Origin of the sequence: Thalassotalea sp. 273M-4 (genome assembly GCF_041410465.1) — a bacterium.
Taxonomy (GTDB): Bacteria; Pseudomonadota; Gammaproteobacteria; order Enterobacterales; family Alteromonadaceae; genus Thalassotalea_A; species Thalassotalea_A aquiviva.
This window is the reverse complement of the sequence record NZ_CP166961.1, coordinates 2,362,961-2,389,209: the sequence shown is the minus strand read 5'-3', so window position 1 is coordinate 2,389,209 and position 26,249 is coordinate 2,362,961. Positions and strand designations below refer to the sequence as shown.

16 protein-coding genes, 4 rRNA genes and 2 riboswitches are annotated in these 26,249 nt (G+C 42.8%); of the genes, 10 read left to right on the top strand and 10 right to left on the bottom strand.

Annotated elements, in window-relative coordinates; all coding sequences use genetic code 11:
• Nucleotides 1–30 precede the first annotated feature (30 nt).
• From rluD to clpB, 3 genes are all read left to right on the top strand, one after another.
• Nucleotides 31–1,005: a 23S rRNA pseudouridine(1911/1915/1917) synthase RluD gene (gene rluD / locus ACAY00_RS10775; protein ID WP_371373292.1), complete on the top strand. Its 975-nt coding sequence runs from the start codon at nucleotides 31–33 to the stop codon at nucleotides 1,003–1,005.
• A 27-nt stretch (nucleotides 1,006–1,032) separates the two neighbouring features.
• Nucleotides 1,033–1,758 (top strand): peptidoglycan editing factor PgeF, encoded by a 726-nt coding sequence (pgeF, locus tag ACAY00_RS10770; RefSeq protein WP_371373288.1) that lies wholly within the window; start codon nucleotides 1,033–1,035, stop codon nucleotides 1,756–1,758.
• 215 nt (nucleotides 1,759–1,973) lie between these two features.
• Complete coding sequence (gene clpB / locus ACAY00_RS10765) at nucleotides 1,974–4,544, top strand: ATP-dependent chaperone ClpB (protein ID WP_371373285.1); 2,571 nt, start codon at nucleotides 1,974–1,976, stop codon at nucleotides 4,542–4,544.
• A gap of 16 nt (nucleotides 4,545–4,560) precedes the next feature.
• On the opposite strand, the gene ACAY00_RS10760 is transcribed toward clpB, so the two are convergent.
• Complete coding sequence (locus ACAY00_RS10760) at nucleotides 4,561–4,977, bottom strand: DUF4124 domain-containing protein (protein WP_371373282.1); 417 nt, start codon at nucleotides 4,975–4,977, stop codon at nucleotides 4,561–4,563.
• 807 nt (nucleotides 4,978–5,784) lie between these two features.
• Here ACAY00_RS10760 and ACAY00_RS10755 point away from each other — a divergent pair.
• The 6 genes from ACAY00_RS10755 (at nucleotide 5,785) to nrdG (ending at nucleotide 14,660) form a co-directional block, all read left to right on the top strand.
• A 16S ribosomal RNA gene (locus tag ACAY00_RS10755) occupies nucleotides 5,785–7,324 on the top strand.
• A 540-nt stretch (nucleotides 7,325–7,864) separates the two neighbouring features.
• A 23S ribosomal RNA gene (locus ACAY00_RS10750) occupies nucleotides 7,865–10,754 on the top strand.
• Nucleotides 10,755–10,914: 160 nt separating this feature from the next.
• A 5S ribosomal RNA gene (gene rrf / locus ACAY00_RS10745) occupies nucleotides 10,915–11,029 on the top strand.
• A 112-nt stretch (nucleotides 11,030–11,141) separates the two neighbouring features.
• Nucleotides 11,142–11,256: ribosomal RNA gene (gene rrf, locus ACAY00_RS10740) — 5S ribosomal RNA — on the top strand.
• The 16S, 23S and 5S rRNA genes sit together here, the layout of an rRNA operon.
• A gap of 788 nt (nucleotides 11,257–12,044) precedes the next feature.
• Complete coding sequence (nrdD, locus tag ACAY00_RS10735; protein WP_371373279.1) at nucleotides 12,045–14,165, top strand: anaerobic ribonucleoside-triphosphate reductase; 2,121 nt, start codon at nucleotides 12,045–12,047, stop codon at nucleotides 14,163–14,165.
• A gap of 30 nt (nucleotides 14,166–14,195) precedes the next feature.
• Entirely contained in the window at nucleotides 14,196–14,660 is a 465-nt protein-coding gene (gene nrdG, locus ACAY00_RS10730) for an anaerobic ribonucleoside-triphosphate reductase-activating protein (RefSeq protein ID WP_371373276.1), read from the top strand.
• 45 nt (nucleotides 14,661–14,705) lie between these two features.
• Here the strand turns inward: nrdG and ACAY00_RS10725 are convergent, their stop codons facing one another.
• The 3 genes from ACAY00_RS10725 to ACAY00_RS10715 are packed head-to-tail and all read right to left on the bottom strand — an operon-like array spanning nucleotide 14,706 to nucleotide 17,384.
• The gene (locus ACAY00_RS10725) at nucleotides 14,706–15,116 is read right to left on the bottom strand and encodes a GNAT family N-acetyltransferase (RefSeq protein WP_371373274.1); all 411 of its coding nucleotides are present in this window, start codon (nucleotides 15,114–15,116) and stop codon (nucleotides 14,706–14,708) included.
• Nucleotides 15,117–15,162: 46 nt separating this feature from the next.
• Nucleotides 15,163–15,660 carry an acetolactate synthase small subunit gene (gene ilvN, locus ACAY00_RS10720; protein ID WP_371373271.1) on the bottom strand — a complete coding sequence of 166 codons (498 nt, stop codon included), beginning with the start codon at nucleotides 15,658–15,660 and terminating at the stop codon, nucleotides 15,163–15,165.
• Complete coding sequence (locus ACAY00_RS10715; protein ID WP_371373268.1) at nucleotides 15,660–17,384, bottom strand: acetolactate synthase 3 large subunit; 1,725 nt, start codon at nucleotides 17,382–17,384, stop codon at nucleotides 15,660–15,662. Before ACAY00_RS10715 ends, ilvN begins: the two co-directional genes overlap by 1 nt.
• A 342-nt stretch (nucleotides 17,385–17,726) precedes the next feature.
• Between ACAY00_RS10715 and astB the strand changes: the two genes are divergently transcribed.
• Complete coding sequence (astB, locus tag ACAY00_RS10710) at nucleotides 17,727–19,076, top strand: N-succinylarginine dihydrolase (RefSeq protein ID WP_371373266.1); 1,350 nt, start codon at nucleotides 17,727–17,729, stop codon at nucleotides 19,074–19,076.
• Between the two features lie 77 nt (nucleotides 19,077–19,153).
• Here the strand turns inward: astB and ltaE are convergent, their stop codons facing one another.
• The 6 genes from ltaE to ACAY00_RS10680 all read right to left on the bottom strand — a co-directional run bounded on the left by ltaE (nucleotide 19,154) and on the right by ACAY00_RS10680 (nucleotide 25,825).
• Nucleotides 19,154–20,158: a low-specificity L-threonine aldolase gene (gene ltaE / locus ACAY00_RS10705; protein ID WP_371373263.1), complete on the bottom strand. Its 1,005-nt coding sequence runs from the start codon at nucleotides 20,156–20,158 to the stop codon at nucleotides 19,154–19,156.
• 121 nt (nucleotides 20,159–20,279) lie between these two features.
• Complete coding sequence (locus ACAY00_RS10700) at nucleotides 20,280–22,181, bottom strand: TonB-dependent receptor domain-containing protein (RefSeq protein WP_371373260.1); 1,902 nt, start codon at nucleotides 22,179–22,181, stop codon at nucleotides 20,280–20,282.
• Nucleotides 22,182–22,214: 33 nt separating this feature from the next.
• A riboswitch (cobalamin riboswitch) is annotated at nucleotides 22,215–22,363 on the bottom strand.
• Nucleotides 22,364–22,415: 52 nt separating this feature from the next.
• Nucleotides 22,416–23,312, bottom strand: coding sequence for a cobalamin-binding protein (locus ACAY00_RS10695; RefSeq protein ID WP_371373257.1), 897 nt, complete (start codon nucleotides 23,310–23,312; stop codon nucleotides 22,416–22,418).
• 5 nt (nucleotides 23,313–23,317) lie between these two features.
• Nucleotides 23,318–23,929 (bottom strand): cob(I)yrinic acid a,c-diamide adenosyltransferase, encoded by a 612-nt coding sequence (cobO, locus tag ACAY00_RS10690; RefSeq protein ID WP_371373254.1) that lies wholly within the window; start codon nucleotides 23,927–23,929, stop codon nucleotides 23,318–23,320.
• 101 nt (nucleotides 23,930–24,030) lie between these two features.
• Nucleotides 24,031–25,026, bottom strand: coding sequence for a FecCD family ABC transporter permease (locus tag ACAY00_RS10685; RefSeq protein ID WP_371373251.1), 996 nt, complete (start codon nucleotides 25,024–25,026; stop codon nucleotides 24,031–24,033).
• Nucleotides 25,019–25,825 carry an ABC transporter ATP-binding protein gene (locus ACAY00_RS10680; protein ID WP_371373247.1) on the bottom strand — a complete coding sequence of 269 codons (807 nt, stop codon included), beginning with the start codon at nucleotides 25,823–25,825 and terminating at the stop codon, nucleotides 25,019–25,021. Before ACAY00_RS10680 ends, ACAY00_RS10685 begins: the two co-directional genes overlap by 8 nt.
• A gap of 143 nt (nucleotides 25,826–25,968) precedes the next feature.
• A riboswitch (cobalamin riboswitch) is annotated at nucleotides 25,969–26,178 on the bottom strand.
• Nucleotides 26,179–26,249 lie beyond the last annotated feature (71 nt).

Below are 26,249 nucleotides of genomic sequence, written 5' to 3'. Positions count from 1 at the left end.
ATACACAATTGCTATTTCACAGAGACTTTAATGGCTGAAAAAATACAACACCAAGATATCGTACCTGATGTTTGTTTAGGTAAACGTCTAGACCAAACAATTGCACAAATGTTCCCTGATTATTCCCGTTCACGTCTAAAAGAGTGGATCTTAGCCGGAAATGTTCAGGTAAATGGCACCACTGTGACTAAAGCAAGAGAAAAGCTTTTGGGCGGTGAAACCATTACTTTGAATGCGGAAATCGAAACCGAGGTGCATTATGAAGCACAGGACATTAAGCTTAATATTGTTTATGAAGACGACGATATTTTAGTGATCAATAAGCCAGCGGGTCTGGTTGTGCACCCTGGTGCCGGTAACCCTGATGGCACTGTTTTAAATGCGTTGTTGCATCATAATCCAGAGCAAGACAAATTGCCTCGCGCTGGCATTGTGCATCGACTAGACAAAGACACGACTGGACTTATGGTTGTGGCTAAGTCAATTGCGGCTCAAACCAATCTCGTTGAAGCATTGCAAGCACGTGAAATTACTCGTGAGTATGAAGCCGTGGCCAATGGCATTATGACTGCTGGTGGCGTGGTGGATGAACCTATTGGTCGACACGCATCGAAAAGAACACATATGGCGGTGACCATGTCAGGGCGACCATCGGTTACGCATTATCGCGTCATGGAAAAATTTCGTTCGCATACGCGTTTAAGGCTGAGACTGGAAACTGGACGAACTCACCAAATCCGTGTTCATATGGCTCATATTGCGCATCCATTAGTGGGTGATCCAGTATATGGTGGTCGCCCGAGACCACCTAAAGGCGCCAGTGAAGAGTTGCGTGAGATCTTGCGAAGCTTCAAACGCCAAGCTTTGCACGCCGCTATGTTATCTTTATTTCACCCGATAACGGGCGAACTCATGACATGGCATGCCCCCGTGCCTGATGATATGGTGCACTTAACTAACTCACTACGTGAAGATACCAAACTCAATCAAGAGATAGAATATTAATCGGTTAATATCAACAGGTATAAATCATTGAAAAAGGACATTCAATGGCCGAATTTGGCCAATATTTTAGCTTTTACGACTACCCGTAAAGATGGCGTCAGTATGGCGCCCTTTGATAGTTTTAATCTAGCCAACCATGTTGACGATGAGCCTAAAGATGTTGAACAAAATCGGCAACTGTTACGCCAATTTCTACCTCCGGGAGCCAACATCCAATGGCTTTCACAAGTGCACTCTGCTAAGGTGGTTAAGCTCACGGCTTATTTACCAGAAGCTCCGCAAGCTGATGCCATCTATACCCAATTAGCGCAGCAACCTATTGCTATATTAACGGCCGATTGTTTACCGATATTATTATCATCTGATAACGGCAATGAAATTGCCGCCATTCATGCCGGTTGGCGACCGCTGGTTGCCAATATTATTGACAATACACTGGCATGTTTTGAGGCTAAACCCCGTAACATAAACGCATGGCTTGGTCCTTGTATTGGGCCTAAGTGTTTCGAAGTAGGGGCAGAGGTTAAACAACAGTTTGTTGAGCTATATCCTGTATTAGCGCAAGCATTTACGCCTCATAATGAAAAGTATTTGGCCGATTTGCAGCTCATAGCCACGTTATTATTACAACGCGCTGGTATCGATAATATTTCGCTATTAGCCGAGTGTACGGTCAGTATGCCAGAGCACTACTTCTCATATCGACGTGATGGTAAAACAGGAAGGATGGCAACGATTATCAGTCGAAAATAAGCTTATCTGTAATACCTTTACTTCAATCATTACCGCCTCTTTAAGGTTTCATCGAGTATCGTTAAGTTGCCACTTTGTTACCTTTCTAAATTTCAATAATGACAAAAAAATTTAACAGACTATTGAAATTTCCGTTGTTAAAGCCAATCTATTAAGTATTAACAGATTAAACCTTATCCCATATACGGTTAATTCAGACATTGTAGAGGGGTCTTATGAGAATCGATAAATTCACTCAAAAATTCCAACAAGCCATTGCCGATGCCCAATCTCTCGCGCTCGGTAAAGATCATCAGTTTATAGAGCCTGCTCACCTAATGATGGCTTTATTAAATCAAACCGACAGTGCCGTACTGCCTGTACTGAAGGCATGCCAAGTGGATGTCGGGGCCTTTCGTGCAAGTGTTAGCCAAATCATTGCTAAATTACCAACGGTTGAAGGTGTTGGTGGCCAAATACAAATTTCATCGGCACTGCATGCTGCGATGAATTTATGTGACAAAATTTCACAACAACAAAATGACAAATTTATATCTTCTGAAACCTTTTTGCTGGCGGTATTGCAAGATAACGGCCCTTTAGGCCAATTATTTAAGCAATTTAAATTAACTCAAGCAAATTTGAAAAAAGCTATCGACACCGCTCGTGGGGGGCAAACGGTGCAAGATGCAAATGCCGAAGATAATCGCCAAGCGCTGGAAAAATACACCATAAATTTATCTGAGCGAGCAGAGCAAGGTAAATTAGATCCTGTGATTGGGCGAGATGAAGAAATTCGTCGAACCTTACAAGTTTTGCAACGGCGCACAAAAAACAACCCTGTTTTAATCGGTCAACCAGGTGTGGGTAAAACGGCCATTGCCGAAGGGCTAGCTCAACGTATAGTTAATGGTGAAGTATCGGAAGGATTAAAAAATAAGAAAGTATTATCACTTGATATGGGCGCGCTTATTGCTGGAGCCAAATACCGAGGTGAGTTTGAAGAGAGACTTAAAGCGGTATTAAATGAACTGGCTAAAGAAGAAGGTCAGGTTATTTTATTTATTGATGAACTTCACACCATGGTCGGAGCTGGCAAAACAGATGGGGCTATGGATGCGGGTAACATGCTAAAACCCGCGCTAGCGCGAGGTGAATTGCACTGTGTGGGGGCAACGACTTTAGATGAATATAGAAAATACATTGAAAAAGATGCGGCACTAGAGCGACGTTTCCAAAAAGTGTTGATTGAGGAGCCAAGCGTTGAAGATACGGTAGCCATTTTACGTGGTTTAAAAGAGCGTTATGAACTGCACCATAGTGTTGAAATAACCGATCCGGCCATTGTTGCAGCGGCAGCGTTATCTCATCGTTATATAAGTGATCGACAACTCCCCGATAAAGCCATCGACTTAATTGACGAAGCCGCTTCGAGTATTCGAATGCAAATGGATTCAAAGCCAGAAGAGTTGGACCGATTAGAGCGTCGGTTAATTCAATTAAAGCTCGAACAAAAAGCCTTAGAAAAAGAGACCGACTCTGCTTCGATTAAACGGTTGGAATTACTTACGGCTGATATTGACAAAATACAACAACAGTATGATGAGCTTGAGCTGATTTGGAAAAATGAAAAAGCGTCTCTCTATGGTACCCAAACCATAAAAGCCGATCTTGAACAGGCCCGACTAGACCTAGATGTTGCCCGTCGTAATTCGGATCTCAATAAAATGTCTGAATTACAATATGGTGTGATCCCTGATTTAGAAAAACAACTTGAATCAGCGTCTATGCCAGAAAAAGTGGATTTGAAGTTACTGCGAAATAAAGTAACCGATAATGAAATCGCTGAGGTGTTATCAAAAGCGACTGGGATCCCTGTGGCCAAAATGCTAGAGGGTGAAAAAGATAAATTGCTTAAAATGGAAAACACTTTACAGCAAAAAGTTATTGGCCAAGAAGAGGCGTTAAAAACAGTGGCCAATGCCATTCGACGTTCAAGAGCAGGGCTTGCAGATCCAAACCAACCTATAGGGTCCTTTTTATTTTTAGGGCCGACTGGGGTTGGTAAAACCGAATTGACCAAATCTTTAGCGCACTTTCTATTTGATAGCGAAGACTCATTGATCAGAGTAGATATGTCAGAGTTTATGGAGAAACATTCTGTGGCAAGGTTAATCGGTGCCCCTCCTGGTTATGTTGGTTATGAAGAGGGGGGCTATCTGACCGAAGCGGTTCGCAGAAAGCCTTATTCGGTGATCTTACTTGATGAAATTGAAAAGGCTCATGCAGATGTATTTAATGTGCTGTTGCAAGTATTGGATGACGGTCGGTTAACGGATGGGCAAGGAAGAACAGTAGATTTTCGTAACACGGTAATAATAATGACATCCAATATGGGCTCAGATTTAATCCAGTCACTGGCGAATGAAGAATCCTATGAACAGTTAAAAGCCACGGTAATGGAAGTGGTAGGCCAACACTTTAAACCTGAGTTTATAAACCGCATTGATGAGTCGGTAGTTTTCCATCCGTTGACATCAGAACAAATACAGCAAATAGCGAAGATACAAATTGCTCAGTTAGCAGGCCGACTCGCAGATAAGCAATTTAGCCTAGAAGTTACCGATGATGCCTTAGCACTAATATCAGAAGCCGGCTTTGATCCTGTATTTGGGGCAAGGCCATTAAAAAGGGCAATACAAACGTATCTAGAAAATCCATTAGCCAATGAATTATTAAGTGGTAATTTCATGCCAGAACAAACCATCCATGTTGATGTAGTCGATGGCAAACTTAAAATCAATTAGTCGTTTGGAGAAAGGGTTATTGACAAAAAAGTTCAATTTCCCTTTCATTTTTACGTAATCGTTGCAACCTTTCGACATCGGTTAATATCCGGGAGTTGCCGTTACTATCGGTGATCTGAACTTTAGCAAAGTCCGTTAAAGTGCGCAGGTTTGACTTGGCAATATTACATTTGGCTGCAGCGTCTGACGATAAGGCCAGATTTTCGCCTTTTGCTTCATGTATTATATTGGTTTCAGTAATCGGTTTTTGAATTGGTGAATACTTGGTTTTTATTTTCAACTCTTGGTATTCATTTGTTGGTGGCTGATGTTGATCAAAATGCACAACCCCTTTTTCATCAACCCAGCGATAAACAGTCACATCTTTTTCTGCAGCAAAGGCATGGATGGAAATCATTGCACATAATAATAATGGGTAAAATATTCTATTCATAACTTCACTTCTATTTTGATTATTATTTTGAAGCTAAACAACTGCATTAGCTGCATGTGAGCATTCAAACCTTAGATGTATTTTAAGTATATACATTTGATATTAGATCAAAAAAATTAAAATATCACGAAGGTAAAAAAAAATTTTCATTTTTTTAACGGTTTAGCGTAAATCACCATGATTATAATGTTTGAATATTAACTTAGCAGGACAATATATTTTGCTTGAGATACAGGTTTTAGAGGTGTTTTGCTTGTTTTTTAAACGAACAGCCCGAAAGTTTAATTAAATAGCAAAAAACAGTTGACGGCATCCTAAAAATCTCTAGAATGCGCATCCACTTCCACGGGGTTAGGCAACAAGGTTGACAAGCCAAGTGTGAAGGGAGTTTTAAGCAAATCCTAGTTTAAAAACTTTTTCAAAAAAGATTTTAAAAACGGTTGACTTTGAACTTCAGATGCGTAGAATGCGCATCTCGCTTCGGGCAAGGTCTGAAGCGTCGCAAGCAGCGAATGAGATTGCTTGTTTTATATGGAGTTACTGATTGCCTGTTCATCCATGAACGAATCAGCAAGCTTATATCCATATAAGCTCTTTAACAATTAGTTATCATGCAATTTGTGTGGGCACTCACATTAAGATTGATTTACAAAGCTACTAAGTATTTATACCGGTAGCACATTAACTTAATGATGATGACACACAAAATATATACATATGTTTTATGTAAAGTTTGTTTTTACTTTTCAAGTGAAAACAACCAGCAAATTCATTGAGTCGATTCTTCGGAATCAAAAAACAACTTTTTAATTGAAGAGTTTGATCATGGCTCAGATTGAACGCTGGCGGCAGGCTTAACACATGCAAGTCGAGCGGTAACATTTCTAGCTTGCTAGAAGATGACGAGCGGCGGACGGGTGAGTAATGCTTGGGAATATGCCTTGAGGTGGGGGACAACAGTTGGAAACGACTGCTAATACCGCATAATGTCTACGGACCAAAGGAGGGGATCTTCGGACCTTTCGCCTTTAGATTAGCCCAAGTGAGATTAGCTAGATGGTGGGGTAAAGGCCTACCATGGCGACGATCTCTAGCTGGTTTGAGAGGATGATCAGCCACACTGGGACTGAGACACGGCCCAGACTCCTACGGGAGGCAGCAGTGGGGAATATTGCACAATGGGGGAAACCCTGATGCAGCCATGCCGCGTGTGTGAAGAAGGCCTTCGGGTTGTAAAGCACTTTCAGCGAGGAGGAAAGGTTAGTAGCTAATATCTGCTAGCTGTGACGTTACTCGCAGAAGAAGCACCGGCTAACTCCGTGCCAGCAGCCGCGGTAATACGGAGGGTGCGAGCGTTAATCGGAATTACTGGGCGTAAAGCGTGCGTAGGCGGATTGTTAAGCGAGATGTGAAAGCCCAGGGCTCAACCTTGGAACTGCATTTCGAACTGGCTGTCTAGAGTATTGTAGAGGGTGGTGGAATTTCCAGTGTAGCGGTGAAATGCGTAGAGATTGGAAGGAACATCAGTGGCGAAGGCGGCCACCTGGACAAATACTGACGCTGAGGCACGAAAGCGTGGGGAGCAAACAGGATTAGATACCCTGGTAGTCCACGCCGTAAACGATGTCAACTAGCTGTTTGTGTCTTTAAGACGTGGGTAGCGCAGCTAACGCGATAAGTTGACCGCCTGGGGAGTACGGCCGCAAGGTTAAAACTCAAATGAATTGACGGGGGCCCGCACAAGCGGTGGAGCATGTGGTTTAATTCGATGCAACGCGAAGAACCTTACCATCCCTTGACATCCAGAGAAGTCGCTAGAGATAGCTTCGTGCCTTCGGGAACTCTGAGACAGGTGCTGCATGGCTGTCGTCAGCTCGTGTTGTGAAATGTTGGGTTAAGTCCCGCAACGAGCGCAACCCTTATCCTTATTTGCCAGCACTTCGGGTGGGAACTTTAAGGAGACTGCCGGTGATAAACCGGAGGAAGGTGGGGACGACGTCAAGTCATCATGGCCCTTACGGGATGGGCTACACACGTGCTACAATGGCAGATACAAAGGGCAGCAAGACCGCGAGGTGGAGCGAATCCCATAAAGTCTGTCGTAGTCCGGATTGGAGTCTGCAACTCGACTCCATGAAGTCGGAATCGCTAGTAATCGTGGATCAGAATGCCGCGGTGAATACGTTCCCGGGCCTTGTACACACCGCCCGTCACACCATGGGAGTGGGTTGCAAAAGAAGTAGCTAGTTTAACCTTCGGGAGGACGGTTACCACTTTGTGATTCATGACTGGGGTGAAGTCGTAACAAGGTAACCCTAGGGGAACCTGGGGTTGGATCACCTCCTTACCTTAAGTAGACAACTTAATGAGTACGAAAGTACTGCGAGTGTTCACACAAATAGCATGATAACAATTGATGAAAACTTAAAGATAAGCACCGATGCTTATCTTTGAGTTTTCACTCACATAACTGCCGAATGTGCGCAGATATGACATCTTTAACAATTTGGAAAGCTGATATTAAACCCGGTGTTTGTATCGATAACAACGTGTCGCACGATGTTATCAAATGATATAAGCACCAAAACGAAAACACATTCCTAGTGTTTTCAAACTAATTAATAATCTTTGATTATTGATTTTTTATACTCAAGACATTCTTATTGAATGCGTGAAAATGTCAGGCGATACAATTAGTTCGGTTTAGTCACCGAACAGTCCAAGCAAATACGGTCAGTTAATTGGCTGTATTGCGACGGAATTAGGCGCTTCTACAAAGCCGTCAATGTTTTCTCGAAATGCGCATAACGTGTTATGTAATCGAGAGAAAACAGAAGATAATGCCGTAGAAACGACTAGTAACGAGCAAGACCGTTTGGGGTTGTATGGTTAAGTGACTAAGCGTATGTGGTGGATGCCTTGGCAGTTAGAGGCGATGAAGGACGTGTTAATCTGCGAAAAGCTGTGTTAAGCCGATAAAAGGCGTTATAGGCACAGATGTCCGAATGGGGAAACCCACTTGTCGTAAGGCAGGTATCATTAAGTGAATACATAGCTTAATGAGGCGAACCGGGAGAACTGAAACATCTAAGTACCCCGAGGAAAAGAAATCAACCGAGATTTCCTTAGTAGCGGCGAGCGAACGGGAATTAGCCCTTAAGCGGTTTGTAAATTAGTGGAATGCTCTGGAAAGGGCAGCGATACAGGGTGATAGCCCCGTACACGAAAATAAACTTACCGTGAAATCGAGTAGGTCGGGACACGAGAAATCTTGACTGAATATGGGGGGACCATCCTCCAAGGCTAAATACTCCTAACTGACCGATAGTGAACCAGTACCGTGAGGGAAAGGCGAAAAGAACCCCTGTGAGGGGAGTGAAATAGAACCTGAAACCGCATACGTACAAGCAGTGGAAGCCTACTTGTTAGGTGACTGCGTACCTTTTGTATAATGGGTCAGCGACTTATGTTCTGTAGCAAGGTTAACCGAATAGGGGAGCCGTAGCGAAAGCGAGTGTTAACTGCGCGTTTAGTTGCAGGGCATAGACCCGAAACCCGGCGATCTACCCATGGGCAGGTTGAAGGTTGAGTAACATCAACTGGAGGACCGAACACACGTATGTTGAAAAATGCGGTGATGACCTGTGGGTCGGAGTGAAAGGCTAATCAAGCCGGGAGATAGCTGGTTCTCCCCGAAATCTATTTAGGTAGAGCCTCGGACGAATACCATTGGGGGTAGAGCACTGTTAAGGCTAGGGGGTCATCCCGACTTACCAACCCTTTGCAAACTCCGAATACCAATGAGTACTATCCGGGAGACACACTGCGGGTGCTAACGTCCGTTGTGGAAAGGGAAACAACCCAGACCGCCAGCTAAGGTCCCAAAGTCATAGTTAAGTGGGAAACGATGTGGAAAGGCATAGACAGCTAGGAGGTTGGCTTAGAAGCAGCCACCCTTTAAAGAAAGCGTAATAGCTCACTAGTCGAGTCGGTCTGCGCGGAAGATGTAACGGGGCTAAACTATGCACCGAAGCTGCGGATTTGAACTTAGGTTCAAGTGGTAGGGGAGCGTTCTGTAAGCCGTTGAAGGTGTGTTGTAAAGCATGCTGGAGGTATCAGAAGTGCGAATGCTGACATGAGTAACGATAAGGGGAGTGAAAAACTCCCCCGCCGAAAGACCAAGGTTTCCTGTCCCATGTTAATCAGGGCAGGGTAAGTCGGCCCCTAAGGCGAGGCGGAAACGCGTAGTCGATGGGAAACAGATTAATATTTCTGTACTTCTTATAATTGCGAAGGAGGGACGGAGCAGGCTAGGCAAGCATGGCGTTGGTTGTCCATGTGAAAGTATGTAGGCTGAAGTTTTAGGTAAATCCGGAACTTCTTAAGGCTGAGATACGAGACGAGACTCTACGGAGTTGAAGTTGTTGATGCCCTACTTCCAGGAAAAGCTTCTAAGCATCAGATTATAAGGAACCGTACCCCAAACCGACACAGGTGGTTAGGTAGAGAATACTAAGGCGCTTGAGAGAACTCGGGTGAAGGAACTAGGCAAAATAGTACCGTAACTTCGGGAGAAGGTACGCTGACTTTGGTGATGGGACTTGCTCCTTAAGCTGAGGTCAGTCGAAGTAACCAGGTGGCTGGAACTGTTTATTAAAAACACAGCACTGTGCAAAATCGAAAGATGACGTATACGGTGTGACGCCTGCCCGGTGCCGGAAGGTTAATTGATTGGGTTAGCGCAAGCGAAGCTCATGATCGAAGCCCCGGTAAACGGCGGCCGTAACTATAACGGTCCTAAGGTAGCGAAATTCCTTGTCGGGTAAGTTCCGACCTGCACGAATGGCGTAATCATGGCCACACTGTCTCCACCCGAGACTCAGTGAAATTGAATTTGCGGTTAAGATGCCGTATACCCGCGGCTAGACGGAAAGACCCCGTGAACCTTTACTATAGCTTGACAGTGAACATTGCTCCTACATGTGTAGGATAGGTGGGAGGCTTTGAAGCAACGTCGCCAGATGTTGTGGAGCCAATCTTGAAATACCACCCTTGTATGCGTGATGTTCTAACCTAGGTCTCTTATCGAGATTGGGGACACTGTCTGGTGGGTAGTTTGACTGGGGCGGTCTCCTCCCAAAGAGTAACGGAGGAGCACGAAGGTTGGCTAAGTACGGTCGGACATCGTACGGTTAGTGCAATGGCATAAGCCAGCTTAACTGCGAGACAGACACGTCGAGCAGGTACGAAAGTAGGTCATAGTGATCCGGTGGTTCTGTATGGAAGGGCCATCGCTCAACGGATAAAAGGTACTCCGGGGATAACAGGCTGATACCGCCCAAGAGTTCATATCGACGGCGGTGTTTGGCACCTCGATGTCGGCTCATCACATCCTGGGGCTGAAGTCGGTCCCAAGGGTATGGCTGTTCGCCATTTAAAGTGGTACGCGAGCTGGGTTTAGAACGTCGTGAGACAGTTCGGTCCCTATCTGCCGTGGGCGTTTGAGAATTGAAGAGGGCTGCTCCTAGTACGAGAGGACCGGAGTGGACGAACCGCTGGTGTTCGGGTTGTCATGCCAATGGCATTGCCCGGTAGCTATGTTCGGAACTGATAACCGCTGAAAGCATCTAAGCGGGAAGCAGGCTTTGAGATGAGTTCTCACTGGGACTTTAAGTCCCCTAAAGGGTCGTCGGAGACTACGACGTTGATAGGTCAGGTGTGTAAGGGTTGCGAGGCCTTGAGCTAACTGATACTAATTGCCCGTGAGGCTTAACCATACAACACCCAAGAGGTTTTGTAGGTTTGACATGAAAAATCGTCGATATAATGCGTTCATCCATGAAGCATATCGACATTTGTACATCCATGTACTTCACGCATTAAGTAAGAATTGAGTAGCGTTTAATATTAGATTTCAAATTGTTTAACAAGTTTTTGTCTAGCGACAATAGCGTTGTGGAACCACCTGATCCCATGCCGAACTCAGAAGTGAAACGCAACAGCGCCGATGGTAGTGTGGGAGTTCCCATGTGAGAGTAGGTCATCGCTAGGCTCCTATTTCGAAAACCCGCTTATTTAAGCGGGTTTTCAACCCTTAGGGTATAATTGATTGATAATTCATAGTGTTTTTAATCAATTAAATCTAAAGTTATAACAAGTTTTTGTCTAGCGACAATAGCGTTGTGGAACCACCTGATCCCATGCCGAACTCAGAAGTGAAACGCAACAGCGCCGATGGTAGTGTGGGAGTTCCCATGTGAGAGTAGGTCATCGCTAGGCTCCTAATCCAAAAGCCCGCTTATTTAAGCGGGCTTTTCTCGTTTTTGGGCTTACTGTTCCTACTACGTAGGTCACAGATAAAAAGCATTCATCCATGAATTTATCTGCATTTGTGCATCCATGCACTTCATCGCTAGGCTCCTATTTAAAGAAAGGCTGTCCACTGGGCAGCTTTTTTGCTTTCTGGGTTTTTGATAATTTCAAACCACTTCGAAACTCAACGAGGTTGCGGCCTACGACATACCGCAATGACGGTGCTCATTGATGAGGCTTGCATACCGTCCCAGAAAGCATACCGTCCCACTGAAGTGTGTCCCACTAGACAAATAAATAACCGTCCGACAGCTTAGCAGGATTAAAACTAGCGCATCTTTTTAACAACATGCTGGTATGACAGTGTATATCTGAATGTTGACTATAGATTAAATTTTAGTTAGCCGTAATCTAAAATTAATAAACTATTTTTTTATAAAAACTAAGTTTTTAAGTCTAAAAATTTATTAAATAGTTATCGTAATATTTTACCTTCACAGCTCTATCGCTTTGTATATATTGATATCTCTCAATTATCTACTTTTAACAATGAAAATATTTAGCAGGAATATATAAAATGAATATTTTATAAAACCTCGCTGATGTTTTAGTTCCTTGTAAATTTGATTTAGATCAATGCCTGATTTTGCTACCTACCGTTTAATTACCACAATATGTTGTGGTTAGGTGTGTGTTTGTTCGCCACATATAGTATTTGGTTGTTAGGCTAAAATAATTAAAATAAAGGACATAAAGTGAAACCAATCGTTATTAAACGTGATGGGTCTAGAGCGACCTTTTCTCGTGATCGCATACAAGCTGCTGTTGAAAGTGCTGCCGATAAAATTACCAAAGAAATTGCAATCTACGCTTTAAATGTAGCGTTAGCGGTGGAAGCTAAACTCGCCGGAGCAGAAGAAGTACACATTAATGAAATACAAACTCTGGTAGAAAACGAGTTAATGCAAGGTGAGTATAAAGGTCTGGCTCGATCGTATATTGAATATCGACATGATCGTGATATCGCTCGAGAAAAACATAGCGCTTTAACCAAAGAGATTGATGGTTTACTGGAAGAGAGTAACTTAGATCTGATAAATGAAAATGCCAATAAAGACGGTAAAGTGATCCCAACCCAAAGGGATTTATTAGCGGGTATCATCGCCAAGCACTATGCTAAAACTCACATCTTGCCACGCGATATTGTACAAGCACATGAAAATGGCGATATTCATTATCATGATTTGGACTACGCGCCTTTCTTTCCTATGTTCAACTGTATGCTTATCGATTTAGAAGGAATGTTAACGAAAGGCTTTAAGATGGGCAATGCTGAGATAGAAACACCAAAATCAATTTCTACAGCCACGGCAGTAACCGCTCAGATCATCGCACAAGTAGCCAGTCACATTTACGGTGGGACCACGATTAATCGTATTGATGAAATACTTGAACCTTATATTCACGCCAGTTACCAAAAGCAACTCAACGTTGCGAACGAATGGCGCATTCCAAATCCAGAACAGTTTGCTAAAGCGCAGACTGAAAAAGAATGCTTTGATGCATTTCAATCACTAGAGTACGAAGTAAACACCTTACATACTGCCAATGGGCAAACACCGTTCGTTACCTTTGGTTTTGGTTTGGGTACGAGTTGGGCATCAAGATTGATCCAGCAATCTATTTTACGCAATCGAATTGCCGGTTTAGGTAAAAACAGTAAAACGGCCATATTTCCGAAACTTGTTTTTGCGATTAAAGATGGTGTTAACCATAAAGTGGAAGATCCTAATTACGATATTAAGCAACTCGCGCTTGAGTGTTCTTCAAAACGAATGTACCCAGATATTTTAAACTACGATAAAGTGGTTGATGTCACAGGGTCCTTTAAAACCCCAATGGGGTGTCGCAGTTTTTTAAGTGCTTACTATGAAAATGGACAAGTGATCCACGAAGGGCGAAATAACCTTGGTGTGGTCAGTTTGAATTTACCTCGTATCGCATTAACAGCTAAAGGTAATTTTGATGATTTTTACCGCTTATTAGACGATAAACTTATCTTAGCGCGCCGTGCTTTAGAAACGCGTATTAAACGATTAGAAAATGTTAAGGCACGTGTAGCACCTATTCTTTACATGGAAGGGGCTTGTGGGGTTCGTTTAAAAGCGGATGAGCCCATTGCGGATATTTTTAAAAATAATCGAGCATCGATTTCTTTAGGTTATATTGGTGTTCATGAAGCGATGATGGCCTTAGTCGCGAATAACTGTCATTTATACGATGATAAAGCTTTGCAGCAACAAGCGATTAAACTAATCAAGTACCTGAAGAAGAAGGTAAATGATTGGGCTGAAGAAACCGGTTATGGCTTTAGTTTATACGGTACTCCAAGTGAAAATTTATGTAACCGTTTTTGTGCTATCGATACCAAGGAATTTGGAGTAATAGAAGGCGTCACTGATAAAGGTTATTACACCAACAGCTTCCATTTAGATGTCCAAAAGAAGGTAACCCCTTTTGATAAAATCGATTTTGAAATGCCATATCCAGAATTTTCATCTGGTGGTTTTATTTGCTATGGCGAGTTCCCTAATATGCAAAAAAACATTGAGGCGTTAGAAAATGTTTGGGATTACAGTTACAGTAGGGTGCCTTATTATGGTACCAATACGCCAATTGATGAGTGTTATGAGTGTGGCTTTAATGGTGAGTTTGATTGTACCAGTAAGGGCTTTACTTGCCCTGTATGTGGCAACCATGACTCTACAAAGGTATCTGTAACTCGGCGTGTTTGTGGCTACTTAGGGAGCCCAGATGCAAGGCCCTTTAATTTTGGTAAACAAGAAGAAGTAAAACGTCGAGTTAAGCATCTTTAATATTACTTTCAATAGCTTAAAAGTTTAAACATGAATTATCATCAGTATTATCCTGTTGATGTGGTTAACGGCCCTGGCACTCGTTGTACCTTGTTTGTGTCGGGGTGTGTGCACCAGTGCAGAGGTTGTTATAACCAGTCAACTCAAAAAATTGACTCGGGCAAGCCTTTTACCGATGCGATGGCTGATATGATCATCAGCGATTTAAACGATACTCGCATAAAGCGACGTGGTTTGTCGTTATCTGGTGGCGATCCCTTGCATCCTGATAACGTTGCGGATGTGCTGAAATTGGTGCAACGGGTTCGGACTGAATGTAAAGATAAAGATATTTGGTTATGGACGGGTTATACCTTGACTGAGCTCAGTCTAGAACAACGCCAAGTCGTGGCTCTTATTGATACTTTAATTGACGGTAAGTTTGAGCAAGATAAAGCCGACCGACGCTTAGATTGGCGGGGTAGTGCAAATCAAATTATTCATCACTTTTTATAACAAAGAGGCCGAACAGAGGTTCGGCCTTCGAGCTTATACAGTATTTTAATCGTATTGGTAAATTAACAGGTTAGGGGATTTTTTAACGTAAGAGTGCCATCGTTTGGCAAGGGCATCCGGCAACTGTGATTCTTGGCCTAGGTGAAATCCTTTACTTTGATATAATCTATCGAGCTTATTATCAGCAAAACAGAATATCGGCGTCCCTATGTTGGCGCATTGATCTATTAACTGACTCGCAAACCCTTGCTTTTGGTAAGCTTTATCAACCACAAGAGCATGTAAAAAGTTGACGTGCTCAATCTCAGATAGAATAACCGATGCGATAATGTCTTGATTGGGCTTGGCAATATAAAAGCAACGGTCATAACCCATAAAGGATGCTGAGTAATGTTGCTGTTTATAAAAACGCTTAATGTTTTTGCGTACGTTTTTGTCGGCTTCTAAAATCTGCATACAAGGTCATACTCGAAAATAAGGCGCCTAAAGAGCGACCATATGATCAAATTCTTAAGGCTTTTTCACCTCGGGCAATACCAACCGTACCTGAACGAACCACCTCGATGATCTCGGTTTCTTGATTCATTATTTTTATAAACGAAGACACTTTTTCTTCATTGCCCGTCAGTTGCACGGTGTAAATTTGTTTGCCTACATCAATAATATTGCCGCGAAAAATATCGCTCAGTCGTTTAACTTCTGTACGGGTTTTGTCATTCATTGCCAGTACTTTAATAAGTAAAATCTCTCGTTCAATGTGTGCTCGTTCTGTTAAATCGGCTACTTTTATGACATCAACCAGTTTATTCACTTGCTTAGTAATTTGTTCTAATACTTTATCATCTCCAAAAGTAGTGATGGTTATTCTTGATAATGTTGGTTCATCCGTTGCCGCAACACACAAGCTTTCAATGTTAAAAGCGCGTTGTGAGAATAGGCCCGTAATGCGGGATAACGCACCTGGTTCGTTTTCTAGTAATACAGATAAAATTCGGCGCATTATACTTTCTCTCCTTTTTTTAACCACATGTCATCTACGGCACCAAAACGTACCTGCATAGGGTAAACATGCTCGGTCTCATCCACTAACACGTCGACAAACACCAAACGATCTTTTATTGAAAACGCTTTTTTAATGGCCGCATCAAGCTCACTTGGGTGATTAACTTGCATGCCGATATGACCATAGGCTTCCACTAATTTTACAAAATCTGGTAATGATTCCATATAAGAGGAGGCATGACGCCCACCGTAAATCATATCTTGCCATTGGCGCACCATGCCCAATGAGCGGTTATTTAACGACACAATAACGACGGGTAAGTTGTATTGTAAACAGGTGCTAAGTTCTTGAATGTTCATCTGAATAGAGCCATCACCGGTAATACATACCACATCGGCTTCAGGAAAAGCGACTTTAACGCCCATTGCGGCAGGAAAGCCAAACCCCATGGTGCCTAAGCCACCCGAGTTAATCCACTGGCGTGGTTTTTTAAATGGATAATATTGGGCGGCAAACATTTGATGTTGGCCAACATCAGAGCATACGTAAGCATCGCCACTGGTGTGTTTGTATATTGCTTCAACCACTTGTTGAGGTTTAATAACCGTCTCAGAGGGCTCGTAACTAAAACTTTTTAACGCTCGCCACTGTTCTATTTGTTGCCACCATAACTGGTAACGGTCGCTACAGGTTTCAAAACCAATATCGTCTAAGCCTTTCATGAGCTGGTCTATTACCACATCGACTAGCCCGACAATAGGGATATGAGCATTAACGGTTTTTGAAATCGAGGTTGGGTCAATGTCTACATGAATTATGGTTGCATTTGGACAAAACTTTTCAACTTTGTTGGTAACCCGATCATCAAAACGGGCACCAAGGGCTAAGATCACATCGGCATGTGCCATCGCTTTGTTCGCTTCAACCGAGCCATGCATGCCCAACATGCCCAAAAAGTTTTTATGCAAACCACTAAGACCACCAAGCCCCATTAAGGTATTGGTACAGGGAGCATTTAAACGTTCAACTAAGGCCGTTAACTTTTCTGCCGCATTGGCAATAATTATACCGCCCCCAGTATAAACAACTAAGCGTTCGGCGTTAACGATGGTTTTTATCGCTTTGCGGATTTGCTTACTGTGACCTTTTACATTGGGGTTGTAAGAGCGAATTTGAACGTCTTTTTCAAGAACGAATGGGGCGCTATTCTCGGGGATTAAAATGTCTTTTGGTAACTCAACGACAACCGGTCCGGGCCGACCTGTTTCGGCTAAGTAAAAGGCTTTTGCTAATATATTAGGCAGATCTTTTACCGTTCGACAGTTAAAGCTGTGTTTAACTATGGGGCGTGAACAACCGACAATATCGGTTTCTTGAAAAGCATCGCCACCAATTAAGTTAGAGGCGACTTGTCCAGCTAATAACACCATTGGAATAGAGTCCATATAAGCAGTCGCTATTCCAGTGATGCAATTTGTATTGCCCGGACCTGAGGTTGCTAATACCACGCCAGTTTTGCCGGTAGCACGGGTGTAGCCATCGGCCATATGGGTCGCTGCCTGTTCATGTCGTACCAAAATATGATTGACTTTGTCTTGCCTAAAAATAGCATCATAAATATCCAGAACCGAACCGCCCGGATAACCAAAAATGTGTTCAACATTTAGTTCCGCTAATGCTTTTATCAGTAAATCAGCGCCTGAAAACGTTTGTTCTGTCATTTTTTTGCCTTTTTTTTAAATTTTCACACCCGGAAAAAATAAAACCCTCGGCTTGTTAGGCGAGGGTTTTAATGAATTTTTATGCGTTATTCGTTTATTCAATCAAACCCTATGCCTTGGTAATAAAACCACGACCAGCAGGACGTTAATGATTGAAAGAATGTTTGCCATGATTAATGAATATTTGCTAATGCTTGATTTATATTTAATTCGTTTACCGTTTAATGTCAACAAGTAATTAACAAAAAGGTAAATTTATCTTTTCAGCCCTGTTTTAAGCCATTTACTCTAGGCTCAAAGTCGTTACAATAACAGCCATAAAAATGATAAAGGGAGAAAGAAGTGAAAAGTTTTGAAGCAAATTTTGACGGTTTAGTGGGACCTACCCATAATTATGCTGGATTGTCAGAAGGGAACGTAGCCTCTAAATTAAATGCCAATGATGTATCAAGCCCGAAAAGTGCGGCATTACAAGGCTTGGCTAAGATGAAAGCATTACACGATTTAGGTATGACGCAGGGGGTATTCGCACCGCAAGAGCGTCCTGATATTTTTTCACTTCGTCGTTTAGGTTTTTCAGGCTCTGATGCCAATGTCCTAGAGCAAGCGCATAAGTTTTCACCTAGTATATTGTCGGCATGTTGTAGTGCTTCAAGCATGTGGACTGCCAATGCGGCGACTGTATCGCCATCTGGCGATACTAAAGATAGCAAAGTACACTTTACTCCAGCAAACTTAACCAATAAGTTTCACCGTTCATTAGAGCCAGACACCACCGGCAATATTTTAAAGGCGGTGTTTAATGATGAAAACCATTTTAATCACCATTTACACTTAAACGATAACGACCATTTTGGTGACGAAGGGGCGGCCAATCATACCCGTTTATGTGACGAGTATGGCAAAAAAGGGGTAGAGATTTTCACCTTTGGTAAATACGCCTTTAATTCTAATATGCCGATGCCAAAAAAATACCCTGCACGGCAAACATTGGAAGCCAGTCAAGCCATTGCTCGCTTGCATGGCTTACAAGATGACAATGTGGTGTATGTTCAACAAAATCCAGATGTGATTGACCAAGGCGTTTTCCATAATGATGTAATAAGCGTGGGCAATCAAAATGTGTTGTTTTCACACGAGCAAGCGTTTTTAAACCAAGCGCAGTTTGTTAATGAATTAACTGACAAGTTTGCTAAAACCACAGGCCAAGAGCTTCATGTTATAAACGTTAAAACCGAGCAGGTGTCGGTAGAAGATTGTGTGAACACTTATTTGTTTAACACTCAAATCATTACCTTGCAAGATGGCACGATGGCCATTATTGCCCCGATGCACTGTTATGAAAACCCAAGAGTTAAAGCCTATTTAGATGAGCTTGTCACCTTAAATACACCAATTAAACAAGTGAAATACTTTGATGTAAATGAAAGTATGAAAAACGGTGGCGGGCCTGCATGTTTGCGCCTTCGCGTAGCATTAACCGAACAAGAACGCGCTGCGGTTAATCCAAATTGTTTAATGAGTGACGAGTTATACGCCACATTAACGACATGGGTAAATAAACACTATCGTGAACAATTAACCTATAACGACTTACGTGATCCAAATTTAATCATGGAGTCGCGTACCGCGTTAGACGAGCTGACCCAAATTTTAAACATTGGTTCGGTGTATCGTTTCCAGCAAAGGTAACGTTTAAAACAGAACTAGCTAAATACAAAAAGGGGCAGTGACAAATGAGACTCATGTGTCGCCGCCCCTTTTGAAATTTAAACAACCAACTGATTTAACACTTTCGCAATAAAACGAATATCTTCTTCGCTAATGTCTAAATGAGTGACTAAGCGCAAGGTTTGCCCTGCTGAAATTAAAATTCCTTGTTTAGCGAGTTCTTGTTTTAACCAATTTGGCTCGATGCTGTCATCTACCTTTGCATAAACCATATTGGTTTGTGGCTTGGTGACATTCAGTTTTGCGTTATCAGATAATAAAGCCGCCAATAGTTTGGCATTGCTATGATCGTCTTTAATACGCTCGATGTTATGATCAAGCGCATAGTCCATGGCTTTGGCGATTAATCCTGCTTGGCGAGTACCACCGCCCACCATTTTACGAATGCGATGGGCGCGTTTTATAAAACCTTCTGAGCCACATAATACCGAGCCCATTGGGGTGCCTAAGCCTTTTGAAAAACAAATGGAAATCGAGTCTACATATTGACAGATGGTGGCCAAATCAATGTTAAGCTCAGTTAACGCATTGAAAATGCGCGCACCATCAAGATGGATTTTAAGGTTGTGTTTATCGGCAAAAACGCGCGCTTGTTTAAAATAATCAAGGGATATCACTTTTCCGCAGTGGGTATTTTCAAGCGATAATAAACGGGTTTTTGCAAAGTGAGCATCGTCTTCTTTGATCACCGCTTTGATTTTGTCAAAGCAGAGCTCGCCTGAGTCTTCAACCGCTATAGGTTGGGGGACAACTGAGCCTAATACCGCCGCGCCTCCGGCTTCATAAAGATAGGTATGATAACCTTGCCCTACTATATATTCATCACCACGATCACAATGTGCGAGCAAGCCACAAAGGTTAGATTGAGTGCCCGAATTTACCATTAATGCCGCTTCAAAACCGGTCATTTTGGCTAATCGTTGTTGTAAGGCGTTTACTGTAGGGTCGTCTCCGTACACATCGTCGCCAACGTCAGCGCTTATCATGGCATCTAACATCGCTTGGCTTGGTTTGGTTACGGTATCTGAACGAAAATCTATCATAGGTTTGCGGCACCTTTTATGTAATTTGTAATGAACACCTCAACGAATTCTCGCTGAGGTTTTTTATTGTACCTAACTATGCTGAGAAAGATAAAGTTAGAAAAGCTAAAGGTTCTTAAGATCAGAATATGTAGTTTATGCTCATTTTATAATGACGACCATCGGCAACATAATGCTTAGCATTTTCATAGGTTTTATCAAAGATATTTTTAAACGCTAGATTTACTTGGGTATTAGGCATTAAAGAATAGCCTAAACTAACATCCATTAAGGTATAACTTTTTAATATTGTGCCAGCAGAGTCTAAGCTTTTGTCGCGATAGTTTAGTAAACCGGTTAGGGTGAGCTTTTGCCATTGGTAACTGGCGCTATAATTGGCACTCCATTTAGGGCGACGTAACAAAGGCTCACCCGTTGCGTTATCTTTTGTATCTAAATAGGTTAGTGCGATTTGGTGCTGTAGCGCAAGCCAGTTGGCGTTGGCGCTAAATTCAACGCCGTTAATATGCGCGCTATTGATGTTATCGGGTTGCCATAAGCCATTAGCATTAGGTGCCCAAGCAATTAAATTTTTTATTTTTGAGTCAAAAGCGCTAAATTCTAATTGGCCCTGATTAAAACGATGGCGAATAAGCACTTCGCTATTACTAACTTTTTCGGGCGCTAAATTGGCATTGCCAGAACCAGGCCAATATAAGTCGTTAAAAGTAGGCGCTTTAAACCCACTGCTTCGGCTGATAGCAAATAACCAATTAGGCGAAAGTTGATAACCTATGGATGCGTTATAGGTGGTTTCATTCCCCACGCCTTGTACATCATCATAACGAAGCGCCCCTTCTAAGAGCACTTTGGCATATTGGTATTGAGTTTGTAAAAACAGCGCTTTTACATCTCGATGGTCTTTTGTCCAGCTTTGAAAGCCTTCAAGCCAACTGTCTTGGTCGGTATTGGTGGACACCTGTTCGCGATAATAATCCATACCTAGGTTGCTGCTTAGGTTTGAACTAAAACGATATTGATTAATAAAACTTACTTGCTGGCGCTTGGTTGTAACCTGTTCGGCATCCGCTTTTCTAATGCCATTGCCAAAGGTTTCGGCCTTATCTTGAATCGTCGCCAAACTTAAGGTTGAGGTGATTTTGTCGTTTTGAAAAACACTTGCAACCTTCAGTGAATAATTTTCATGCGCTTCTTTATTCGCATAATAGCTAGGGCACACGTTACTCACATCATCCCAACAAGGACTGTCGGGGTATGAAGCATCATATTCGCTAAGACCATCGTCATAACGCCCAACTAATTCTAGGTGTAGTAAATCATTGAGTTTGCTTGTGCCAGATAGGGCAAAACTGAGGCGGTCATAACCGTCTTTATCAGGCTCGTTAATATCGTAGGGCAACTCATCGGTGCTATAAGCATTAAAGCCAGTTGAGCTTTCTGTCGACAAAGACAGGGAAAGTTGATGTTCATCGCTGCCTAAGCCAACGGCGGCATCAGCCAATTTTAAATGATGGGAGCCTATGCCTAAGCGCAGTGAACCCTCGCCGTGTTGATACTGTTTGGTAAATATTTGGATGACGCCTCCAATAGCGTCACTTCCCCAAAGAGCCGCTCTGGGGCCTTTAATAACTTCAATGCGTTCAATTTGACTAGGTGATATGTTGGATAAATTACTCGCACCTAAACTGGCCGAGCCAATGCGAATACCATCAACCAATATTAAGGTTTGATTGAAATTTGACCCGCGCAAAAACAGCGAGGTGTTTTGCCCAGCCCCACCTTGGTTTACTACATGAATACCCGCAATGGTATTGAGTAACTCACTTATATTATTTACCTGCAATGCTTCAATTTGCGTTTGTTCAATAATGGCATTGGCCGATAAAGCACTAAATTGTTGTTGCTTTGAGCGATTCGCTGAGATCAGAATATGTTCATCCACCTCAGTGGTTGGCTGCGAAATAGCTGAGAAACTGCTAATGAGCAGGGCGGATAGGGTTGTCGCGATAATTGTTTTTTTCATTATATCCTCACAAAAGGCGCCCACCGCACCTCAGTATTAGTGTTACGTTAAGGCTGGTCTCCGGGCTGAGTGAATACTTAGCAAAAGCTTGTTTCACATCACCGTTGCGGGGGCAGCATTGGACTTTACCAATTTCCCAATCCTTGTTGGTTTAAACCAACAATTTATTTACTTTAAACGTAAATACCTTAACGAAAAGAGATGAGGCTGTAGCTCAGCCTCAAGATTTACAAATTATTGTTTCGCTTGTTTTTGATAATACATTCGACTGTTATCTAAAGCTTGGCAAAGCGTGCTTAACTCGGGTAATAATCGCAAACTCATGCGATGTAAAATATCGGCATCGGGCGTAATGAACTGCTGGTGTTTGCTGGCATCAAGCTCGGGGTATTGTGACCAGTCAATCCTCTCTGGGTGTGATGTGCCTTTTGTTGTGGGCACAATGATCACTTGCGGGTTAGACAGCAACACTTGCTCTAAATTAACTTGCGGGTAGTCGTTTGCCATGGCTTTAAATGGATTTTCAGCCGCGCAAATATTTAAATGTTGCTGTGGCCAAGCATGCCCTGCAATGGTGGTGACCGGCTTAGACCAAAGCTCGTAAAATACCCTGATTTGGTTTTTACCTTGGTATTGATGCTTTAGCTCTTGCAGTTGCTGTTCAAACTCACCGGCCAATTGTTCTGCTTTGGTTTGGGTATTGGTCAATGAACCTAACATGCGCAACTCTTTGGCAATATCGCTTAGCTGCTGTGGGTGGGAATAAATCACCTTAATGCCAAGATCTTTTAGGCGTTGCAAATCCCCTTCAGGCGTACCGGTTTTCCAAGCGATAACCAAGTCGGGCTCTAATGTCAGTATGTGTTCAATGCTTAATCCTGCGTAATTCCCCACTTTAGTAATGCTTAATGCTTGTTTAGGAAAATCAGAATATTCACTGGTCCCGACAATACGAGAGCCAACCCCAAGTGAAAATAACATTTCAACAACATGCGGGGCGAGGGTGATAATACGCTTATAGCCTGCTTCAGGGATAGGGTTATTTTGGGCAAAGCTTGTTTTAGCCAAAAGCCCAACGCTTAACCATAAGCCACAAGATACAAGTAAGAGTATTGACCTAATGCGTTTCATAGGGGTTACCAGTCGATTCCGGCTTGCGCCTTGATGCCGTTATCAAAGGCATGTTTAATTGATTGTACTTCTGATACGGTATCGGCCATCTCAATTAATTTTCGGTGACAGCCACGCCCGGTTAAGATCACATGTTGATGCTCTGGGCGATTGTTTAATGCATTAACGACATCGTCTAAGTCGATATAGCCATAGGCAACCATGTAGGTGATTTCATCGAGTAACACTAAGTCTATACTGTTATCGGCCAATAAGGCTTTGGCATCTTGCCAGGTGGTTTGGGCTGCCATGGTATCGGCTTCTTTGTTTTGGGTTTCCCAAGTAAAGCCGGTCGCCATTACCGAAAAACTGACCCCATGTTGCTCCAACAAATTACGTTCGCCACAATCCCAGTTGCCTTTTATAAATTGCACCACGCTGGCCTTTAAACCATGTCCTACAGCGCGAGCCACGGTGCCAAAGCCAGAGGTGCTTTTGCCTTTGCCATTACCGGTGATGACCAGCATTAAGCCTTTTTCTGCGGTGGCATTTTGAATGCGCTGATCCACTTTTTCTTTTAGTTTTTGCTGACGCTGCTGATGTTTTTGCTGTTTCTGTGTGTTGTTTGTATCAACCATTTTTTATCCTATTATGTGCTTTTGCCTAAAGCAAAGTGTTATCTATCGCTATCTTGCGCTTAAAGTTTTCTGTATTAAAAATGCAAAGGGCATAGCTGTTATTACATTTTTCGCATTAACAATAAAAAGAACACGCTACCAATGGCAGATGTGATCACCCCTATCGGGATTTCTTGTCCGGCTAACATGGTTCGCGCTAAAACATCGACCCAAACCAAAAAGCAACCACCCAGTAATGCCGAGCCGATAAGTAAACGGCGGTTGGTAATGCCGACAAAGGTTCTAACCATATGAGGGATCATAAGCCCAACAAAGCCAATGCCACCACAATAAGCGACAATAACGGCGGTGCTAGCGGCAGATAACACTAAAATAATAATGCGCAATGCATTCACATTAACCCCGAGAGTTCTGGCACTTTCATCACTGAGCAACAAGGCATCAAGTTGACGCGCCAATGCCAACGCTATCAGCATAACCATACTGACCACGCTGCCAATTAATAACAGAGTGACATAATCGGTTCGGGTTAATGACCCCATAAGCCAAAATATCACTCGGTTAGCAGAGAAAGCATCACCGGTATATAAAATAAAGCTGGTAATCGAGCTTAGAAGAAATGACACCGCAACCCCTGCCAACAATAAATGCGATATGCGTCGCCAATTCTGATTTACCACCACCATCACAACCAAGCTAACCGCAACAAGGGCCCCGATAAACGCAGCCAGTGGCATAGACACTGCCTGTAAGTGTTGTGGTAATAAAGTTGCTATGGTTGCACCTAAACCTGCACCGGCAACAATGCCAAATAAGTAAGGGTCGGCAAGAGGATTGCGAGTAACGTTTTGCATTAACGCACCGGCTATGGCTAACCCCGCACCGGCCATAAAACCAACCAACACCCTAGGGAGTCTGATATCAAATAAGATGGTTTGATAAACGGGTTTGTCACACTGGTGTATTAAACATTGCCAAACTTGTTGATGGTCAATGACATTAACCCCAAAGCCAATGGCGCCAACAATTGACGCAATGGCGCAAAAGATGAGCAATAATAATGCACTGGATGCTGATGTTAAGGCGAGCTTAGGCATTTTCGCCTCCACTTTTTTGCGGCAGGGGGGAGGCTGCAAACGTTATGCGAAGCTTCTTTGAAAAAGGGTTTAAGTCGACCAGAGCGGGTAAATGAAATACTGAGGTTAAAATATCAGGGGTAAATACTTGCTCTGGTTGCCCGTCTGCCACAATTTTGCCATGGTTCATTAATACTACTCGGTCGCTGTACTCTGCGGCAAGATTTAAGTCGTGTATGGTAAATAACAAGGTAATGTTTAACGATTTTGCCAACTTAAGAACCTGATGTTGATAATACATATCGAGATGATTGGTCGGCTCATCTAAAATTAAAATCTCGGCTGATTGCACAATTGCTCGAGCGATTAATGCGCGTTGCTGCTCGCCACCTGATAGGGTATTAAAGTTTTGAGCTTGTTGCTTTGCTAATCCTACTTGAGAAAGAGCAGACTGTATTGTTGTCCTGTCGGCATCGGTGTCGTTTTCAAAAAAGCCTTTATGTGGGGTAAGCCCCATGCGCACCACATCAAAAACCGTCAATTCAAATACCGAGGCATGATGCTGATCTACCACGGCAATCGATTTGGCCATTTGTTTACGACTGAGCTGTTTTATTGGGATGTTATGTAAGGCAACATTGCCATGGTTATAAAGCCCTTCGCCATAAAGACATTTTAATAAGGAGGTTTTACCGGCCCCATTAGGCCCAACAATGGCAACGGTTTCACCACGGAATAGGGCAAAATTGACATTGTTTAAGATCTGTTTGTCAGCAACTTGCCAGTTTAAGTGCTGGCAGGAGAGTAGCGGGCTTGTCATGCGTTGTGTTATTACTTTACCTATGAATGAATAAGAACATCAAACAGGTAACGAAGAAAAGCAATAACCACAAGGTTTTTAACTGGGTAGGAAAAAACCGTGAACAAAGAGATATTGGCTAAGACTTCATCGAGTTACCCGCACGATAGGAGCAAATTTATGGCAGGTCTCCTGACTTATGGCGATAACCCAAATACCCCCTTCCCAAAGCGTTAATTTACTTCAGTGGTTGAATATTCAGCACCAATTACAGTTGCGGGAACAGTTGTGGAATTGCTTGAGTAAAAAAGCGCACCACATTCCCTTTTAAGTTCTGACATATTTGCCTGAACACCAATAAATCTCCACCATTCTAGCAAGTTATCGCCAAAGCACAAGCTTGCTGGTGCTTATGATTTTGCCTAAGTCACGCTTTACTTTATGG

Excerpts from the sequence above, each read along its gene's own strand:
- cobO (WP_371373254.1), bottom strand. The coding sequence starts at position 23,929 with ATGGTTGATACAAACAACACACAGAAACAGCAAAAACATCAGCAGCGT.
- ACAY00_RS10695 (WP_371373257.1), bottom strand. The coding sequence starts at position 23,312 with ATGAAACGCATTAGGTCAATACTCTTACTTGTATCTTGTGGCTTATGG.
- ACAY00_RS10760 (WP_371373282.1), bottom strand. The coding sequence starts at position 4,977 with ATGAATAGAATATTTTACCCATTATTATTATGTGCAATGATTTCCATC.
- ACAY00_RS10715 (WP_371373268.1), bottom strand. The coding sequence starts at position 17,384 with ATGACAGAACAAACGTTTTCAGGCGCTGATTTACTGATAAAAGCATTA.
- ACAY00_RS10685 (WP_371373251.1), bottom strand. The coding sequence starts at position 25,026 with ATGCCTAAGCTCGCCTTAACATCAGCATCCAGTGCATTATTATTGCTC.
- ilvN (WP_371373271.1), bottom strand. The coding sequence starts at position 15,660 with ATGCGCCGAATTTTATCTGTATTACTAGAAAACGAACCAGGTGCGTTA.
- ACAY00_RS10680 (WP_371373247.1), bottom strand. The coding sequence starts at position 25,825 with ATGACAAGCCCGCTACTCTCCTGCCAGCACTTAAACTGGCAAGTTGCT.
- ltaE (WP_371373263.1), bottom strand. The coding sequence starts at position 20,158 with ATGATAGATTTTCGTTCAGATACCGTAACCAAACCAAGCCAAGCGATG.
- clpB (WP_371373285.1), top strand. The coding sequence starts at position 1,974 with ATGAGAATCGATAAATTCACTCAAAAATTCCAACAAGCCATTGCCGAT.
- rluD (WP_371373292.1), top strand. The coding sequence starts at position 31 with ATGGCTGAAAAAATACAACACCAAGATATCGTACCTGATGTTTGTTTA.
- ACAY00_RS10700 (WP_371373260.1), bottom strand. The coding sequence starts at position 22,181 with ATGAAAAAAACAATTATCGCGACAACCCTATCCGCCCTGCTCATTAGC.
- nrdG (WP_371373276.1), top strand. The coding sequence starts at position 14,196 with ATGAATTATCATCAGTATTATCCTGTTGATGTGGTTAACGGCCCTGGC.
- ACAY00_RS10725 (WP_371373274.1), bottom strand. The coding sequence starts at position 15,116 with ATGCAGATTTTAGAAGCCGACAAAAACGTACGCAAAAACATTAAGCGT.